Source organism: Promicromonospora citrea, from assembly GCF_013004695.1.
GTDB lineage: Bacteria > Actinomycetota > Actinomycetes > Actinomycetales > Cellulomonadaceae > Promicromonospora > Promicromonospora citrea.
Genome location: NZ_JABEMG010000207.1, coordinates 1 through 5,153, shown reverse-complemented (window position 1 = coordinate 5,153; position 5,153 = coordinate 1). Strand labels below are relative to the sequence as shown.

The following is a 5,153-nucleotide window of genomic DNA, read 5'->3' as shown; positions in this document are numbered from 1 at the left end:
TGGCCCGCGCCGCCGCGGAGGCGAGCGCCGAGGCGGACGCCGCGGAGGAGGGCGCCGCCGAGGCGGACGCCGCCGAGGAGGCGACGGACGCGGCCCCGGCCGCCGACCCCGAGCCGGCCCCCGCCGACGACCTGCAGCGCATCGAGGGCGTCGGCCCCAAGATCGCCGCCGCGCTGGCGGCCGCCGGCTACACCACGTACGCCGCGATCGCCGCGGCGAGCGAGAGCGAGCTGCGTGCGGCGGTCGCGGGTCAGGGCATCCGGTTCGCCCCGTCGGCCAGCACGTGGGCCGACCAGGCCTCCTACCTGGTCGACGGCGACGCCGAGGGCCTCGACGAGTTCCAGGACTACCTGGTCGGCGGGCAGGAGCGCCGCGCGAAGTTCGACCCCGAGGTCGACTACACCGACGTCGACGAGATCGACGGCGCCGCCGCCAAGGCCGCAGCGCTCGCCGAGGACGAGGCCAGGGCCGCCGAGCCCGAGCCGCAGGACCTGCAGCGCATCGAGGGCATCGGCCCGAAGATCGAGGCCGTCCTCCAGGCCGCCGGCGTCACGACGTACGCGCGGCTCGCCGCGTCGTCCGAGGAGGAGCTGCGCGAGGTGCTCGCCGGCGGCGGCATCACGTTCGCCCCGGCCGCCGCGACGTGGGCCGACCAGGCCCGGTACCTCGTGGACGGCGACGAGGCGGGGCTCGAGGAGTACCAGGACTACCTGGTCGGCGGGCAGGAGCGGCGCGCGAAGTTCAACCCTGAGGTCGACTACACCGACGTCGACGAGATCGACGGCGCGGCCGCCAAGGCCGCGGCGCTGGCCGAGGACGAGGCGAGGGCCGCCGACGAGGCCGCAGCGGGTGACGCCGGTCCGACGCAGCCCGGGGTCACGGCATGAGGAACGTCCTGGTCCCGCTCCTGGCGCTCGTCCTCGGGCTCGGGGCGCTCTCCGGCGTGCAGGACACGGCGTTCCGCGAGCACGTCGAGGACACCCTGACCGAGAGCTCGCAGCGTGCCCTCGCCGCCGCCGGGCTCGCCGGCGTCGACGTCGAGCTCACCGGGCGCGACGCCGCCGTCACGGCGTCGTCCGACGCCGACGCGCTCGCCGGGGCACAGGTGGTCCGCGACGTCACCGGCGTCCGCACGGCGGAGGCGTTCGGCCCTGCGGGCTCGCTGCCTGCCGACGCCGTGGCGGCAGAACCCGTCACGCCGGACGCCCCGCCGGCCGGGGCCGGGCCGGACACCGGGCCGGACACCGGGCCGGACACCGAGCCCGAGCCCGAGACGGCGTCGCCGGAGGACGAGGAGGCCGACGAGCCGGTGCGCGCCCCGACCCGCCAGGAGCGGGAGGCGGCGCAGGAGGACCTCGTCGAGATCCCGACCATCACGTTCGTCACGGACAGCGCCCGCCTGACCAAGGACGGCCGGCGCGTGGTCCGGGGAGCGGCGACGGTCCTCGAGAAGCACCCGGAGGTCGAGGTCCGCATCGAGGGGCACACCGACTCGATCGGGTCCACCGAGCACAACCAGCGGCTCAGCGAGCGCCGGGCGCGGACGGTGCTCGACCGGCTCGTCGAACTGGGCGTGGACGAGGACCGGCTGTCGGCGAAGGGTTTCGGCGAGTCCGACCCGCTGGTCGTGCCGACGACCTCCGAGGGCCTGGAGAAGAACCGCCGCGTGGAGTTCGTGGTCACGCGGTGACCCCCTGAGATCTGGTGGTGCCGCCGAGACCTGGCCGTGCACCACCAGATCTCGACCGCACCACCAGATCTCGGGGGCCTACGACCAGCGGCCCAGGCGCTCGCTGAGCAGCGCGACCGCCACCGGGCCCGCGGTGGACGTGCGCAGCACGTGCGGGCCGAGGCGCGCGGTGACGGCCCCCGCGTCGGTGAGCTGGGCGACCTCGCCGTCGGAGATCCCACCCTCGGGGCCGACCACGACGAGCAGCTCCCCGGCGTCGGGCAGCGGCAGGCCCGCGAGCGGGGTGGTCGCCTCCTCGTGCAGGACGGCGGCCGCACCGCCCGCCTCGACCACCTCGCGGACCCGCACGGCGAGCTGCTTGGTGCTCACGGCCGTGCCGACAGCGGGGATGCGCGCCCGCCGGGCCTGCTTGGTGGCCGCGCGCACGGTGCTGACCCAGCGCGCGCGGGACCTCGCGGCCCGGTCGCCGCGCCACACCACCACGGACCGCTCGGCCTGCCACGGCACGACGGCGTCGACCCCGGTCTCGGTGGCAGCCTCGATCGCCATCTCGTCGCGGTCGCCCTTGGCCAGGGCCTGCACCAGCGTGACGACGACGGCGGGGTCCGGCTCGACGTCGACGCCCTCGACCCGCAGGTGCACGGACGGGCCGTCGACGGACTCGACGACCGTGCGCAGGCGCACTCCCGCGCCGTCGACCACGTCGATGCGCTCACCGGGTCCGCGGCGCTGGACGACGCCGGCGTGGCGGCCCTCCGCGCCGTCGAGCACGTAGACGGAGCCGGGGGCGTACTGGGCGAGCGGGTGCGCGGCGGAGGCGTCCGCGAGGAAGACCGGTGCGCTCATGGCCCGCGGTCAGCGCCCGCTGAGCTTGTCACGCAGGCGCGAGAACACGCCGCCGTGCACCGAGGCGAGCCGCGACTCGGGCCGCTCCTCGCCGCGCAGCGTCGCGAGCTGCTGCAGCAGCGCGGTCTGCTCCTCGTCGAGGCCGGTCGGGACCTGGACCTCGATGTGCACGTTGAGGTCGCCGCGCCCCGTGTTGTGCAGGTGCCCGACGCCGAGGCCCTTGAGGGTCACGACCTGGCCGGGCTGGGTGCCGGGGCGCAGGTCGATCTCCTGGAGCCCGTCGAGGGTGTCGAGCTCGAGCACGGTGCCCAGCGCGGCCGCCGTCATCGGCACCTGGAGGGTGCAGTGCAGCTCGTCGCCGCGGCGCACGAAGGTGTCGTGGGCGCGCTCGCGGATCTCGACGTACAGGTCGCCGGCCGGGCCGCCGCCGGGGCCGACCTCGCCCTGCGAGGACAGCTTGATGCGGGTGCCGGTGTCCACGCCGGCCGGGACGTTGACGGCGATGGTGCGGCGCGAGCGCACACGGCCCTCGCCGGCGCAGTCGGTGCAGGGCTCGGGGATCACGGTGCCGAACCCGCCGCAGGCCGAGCAGGGCTGGTTGGTCATGACCTGGCCGAGGAACGAGCGGGCCACGCGCTGCACGGAGCCACGGCCGTGGCAGACGTCGCAGGTGCGCGCCGAGGTGCCGGGCCGCGCGCCGTCGCCGCCACAGGTGTTGCAGACCACCGCGGTGTCGACCTGGATCTCACGCTTGGCACCGAAGACGGCCTCGGCGAGGTCGATGTCGAGGCGCACGAGCGCGTCGTTGCCACGGCGGGCGCGCGGCACGGGCCCGGCCGGCTGACCGCCGCCGAAGAAGGTCTCGAAGATGTCCTGGAACCCGAAGCCGGCCCCGAAGCCGCCACCGGCGCCCCCGCCCGGCGACGTGGGGTCGACGCCCATGTCGTACTGCTGGCGCTTGTCCGGGTTGGAGAGCACCTCGTAGGCGCGCGCGACGTCCTTGAACCGCTCCTCGCCCGCTGCCCCTGCCACGTCCGGGTGCAGCTCGCGGGCCAGCTTGCGGTATGCCTTCTTGATCTGCTCGGGCGAGGCGTCGCGCGCGACACCGAGGATCTCGTAGTAGTCGGTCACAAGTCTCTCTTCGTGGGAGTGGGGGATGTCAGCCGGGCAGCACGCGCGACAGGTAGCGCGCGACCGCGCGCACCGCGGCGATGGTGCCCGGGTAGTCCATGCGGGTGGGGCCGATCGAGCTGAGGATCGCGACGCTGTCGCCGTCGGAGGAGCCGTAGCCCGCCGTGACCACAGAGGTCTCGGACAGGCCGGCGACCCGGTTCTCGTGGCCGATGCTCACCGCGACACCCGCCTCGTCGGTCATCTCGGTGAGGAGGCCGAGGAGGACCACCTGCTCCTCGAGCGCCTCGAGGACGGGGCGCAGCCCCTGCTCGAAGCCCATGCCGGAGCGCGCGAGGTTGGCCTGGCCGGTGAGCAGGATGCGCTCCTCGCTCTCCTCCCCCAGCGCCGCCGTGACCACCTCGGCCACCGCGGTGACCAGGGTCCTGTGCTCCTCGGGCATGGAGTCGGCGAGGCTGGAGAACGCGCTGCCGAGCTCGGTGAGCCTGCGGCCGGCGGCCGCGGCGTTGAACCGGGCGCGCAGCTCGCCGAGCGTCCAGTCGTCGAGGGTGACGGGCACGTCGAGGAAGCGCTGCTCGACCCGCCCCGTGTCGGTGATGACGACGACGAGGACGCGGCCCTCGCCCGTCGGCACCAGCTCGAGGTGCCGCAGCCCCGAACGGCGCAGCGACGGGTACTGGACGACCGCCACGTGGCCCGTGAGCTGGGCGATGAGGCGCCCGGCGCGCGCCACGACGTCGTCGAGGTCGACCGCCTCGGACAGGAACGTCTCGATGGCCCGCTTCTGCGGCACCGTCAGCGGACGGACCTCGGCGAGCTGGTCCACGAACAGGCGGTAGCCCTTGTCCGTGGGGACACGACCTGCCGAGGTGTGCGGCTGGGCGATGAGCCCCGCCTCCTCCAGCGCCGCCATGTCGTTGCGCACCGTGGCGGGCGAGACGCCCAGCTTGTGGCGCTCGGTGAGGATGCGCGACCCCACGGGCTCCCGCGTCCGGACATAGTCCTCCACGATCGCCCGCAACACGTCGAGCCTGCGTCTCTCGCTCACCGCGCTCACCTCCGTCAGGAGAACGTCCAGGGCCCGCGCCCGTGTTCCGCCCGCTCTCCAGCACTCTCACCGACCGAGTGCCAATCCTACGCGTCGCAGGCCCTGAGCCAGTACTCCGACCCCCGGTCGGCGCCACGGGACCGCGGTCTAGGGCGATGCCTTAGGCGCACGCGCCCGCGCCCCGGACCTGCCGGCCGAAGATGCGGCACCTGCCCGATCCGCCGGACCCGCCTCAGCGACGAACCTGGAGTCACTGCCGGGGAAGGCCCGGCCGTGACCAGGAGGTACACCATGTTCGGCTTCATGTCCGGCTCCCCCGACCTCACCGAGTACCGCCGCCACGAGCAGGAGGTCGAGCGCCGCGCCGAGCAGACCCGCGTCGCCCGCGAGCGCCGCGCCGCCGCTCGGGAGCAGGCCCGGCGGCAGGCCGCCGAGCAG

Annotated in this window: 5 protein-coding genes; 2 read left to right on the top strand and 3 right to left on the bottom strand. The window is 74.9% G+C overall.

Annotated features, from left to right (window positions below; all coding sequences use genetic code 11):
- Together HLB15_RS23850 and HLB15_RS22260 are read left to right on the top strand one after the other, a co-directional pair.
- Positions 1–887 (top strand): helix-hairpin-helix domain-containing protein (locus HLB15_RS23850; protein WP_212760237.1); only part of this gene is annotated, 887 nt, incomplete at its 5' end.
- Positions 884–1,690 carry an OmpA family protein gene (locus HLB15_RS22260; protein WP_171108767.1) on the top strand — a complete coding sequence of 269 codons (807 nt, stop codon included), beginning with the start codon at positions 884–886 and terminating at the stop codon, positions 1,688–1,690. The genes HLB15_RS23850 and HLB15_RS22260, both read left to right, overlap by 4 nt.
- A gap of 78 nt (positions 1,691–1,768) precedes the next feature.
- On the opposite strand, the gene HLB15_RS22255 is transcribed toward HLB15_RS22260, so the two are convergent.
- The 3 genes from HLB15_RS22255 to hrcA are packed head-to-tail and all read right to left on the bottom strand — an operon-like array spanning position 1,769 to position 4,715.
- On the bottom strand, positions 1,769–2,536 hold the full coding sequence (locus HLB15_RS22255; RefSeq protein WP_171108765.1) for a 16S rRNA (uracil(1498)-N(3))-methyltransferase: 768 nt from the start codon (positions 2,534–2,536) through the stop codon (positions 1,769–1,771).
- Positions 2,537–2,545: 9 nt separating this feature from the next.
- Positions 2,546–3,667: a molecular chaperone DnaJ gene (gene dnaJ / locus HLB15_RS22250; protein ID WP_171108763.1), complete on the bottom strand. Its 1,122-nt coding sequence runs from the start codon at positions 3,665–3,667 to the stop codon at positions 2,546–2,548.
- A 28-nt stretch (positions 3,668–3,695) separates the two neighbouring features.
- Positions 3,696–4,715, bottom strand: coding sequence for a heat-inducible transcriptional repressor HrcA (gene hrcA, locus HLB15_RS22245; RefSeq protein WP_171108761.1), 1,020 nt, complete (start codon positions 4,713–4,715; stop codon positions 3,696–3,698).
- Positions 4,716–5,153 lie beyond the last annotated feature (438 nt).

Excerpts from the sequence above, each read along its gene's own strand:
- HLB15_RS22260 (WP_171108767.1), top strand. The coding sequence starts at position 884 with ATGAGGAACGTCCTGGTCCCGCTCCTGGCGCTCGTCCTCGGGCTCGGG.
- HLB15_RS22255 (WP_171108765.1), bottom strand. The coding sequence starts at position 2,536 with ATGAGCGCACCGGTCTTCCTCGCGGACGCCTCCGCCGCGCACCCGCTC.